The 508-nt window shown below is 40.0% G+C and carries 1 protein-coding gene; it reads left to right on the forward strand.

From position 1 onward, the window contains the following. The coding region (locus IE142_RS40580; RefSeq protein ID WP_191889552.1) for a nickel-dependent hydrogenase large subunit at positions 1-508 on the forward strand (508 nt) is incomplete at both ends.

Genomic DNA, 508 nt, shown 5'->3' on the forward strand with positions numbered 1-508 from the left:
CTGTGCCTGAATTGCCTATTAATGGCAATAATACTGAGTTTTTACTCTCAGGTGGCTATATGGAAGGCGTTGATTTTTCTACTTATCGTCCAATTAAAGATTGGAAAGATCAAAACCTGAAAGACGGCATTGAAGAGAGTGGTAAACACGCATGGTATGAAGATGATGAACCATTAAAACCATGGGAGGGTTTAACTCGTCCTAAATACACCGGTTGGGATGAAAATAATAAATACTCATGGGTTAAGTCACCCACATTTTACGGCAAACCTGTAGAAGTAGGTACTTTAGCATGGTTAGTGTGTGGTTTAGCGGGTAAACATGAAGGCACAGTAAAACACTATAACGAAGTTAATCAGATCTACACCAAATTAACCGGTCAAACCTTGGTGACAGAGCAGTTAGAGTCAACTTGGGGACGCATTATTGGTCGTACTGTTCATGCTTGTGTATTACAAGATTCGCTTAACTTCTTATGGCAATCACTGGTTGATAATATTGGCCGTGG

The sequence above is a fragment of the Streptomyces mutabilis genome, from assembly GCF_014649815.1.
GTDB classification, from domain to species: domain Bacteria; phylum Actinomycetota; class Actinomycetes; order Streptomycetales; family Streptomycetaceae; genus Streptomyces; species Streptomyces mutabilis.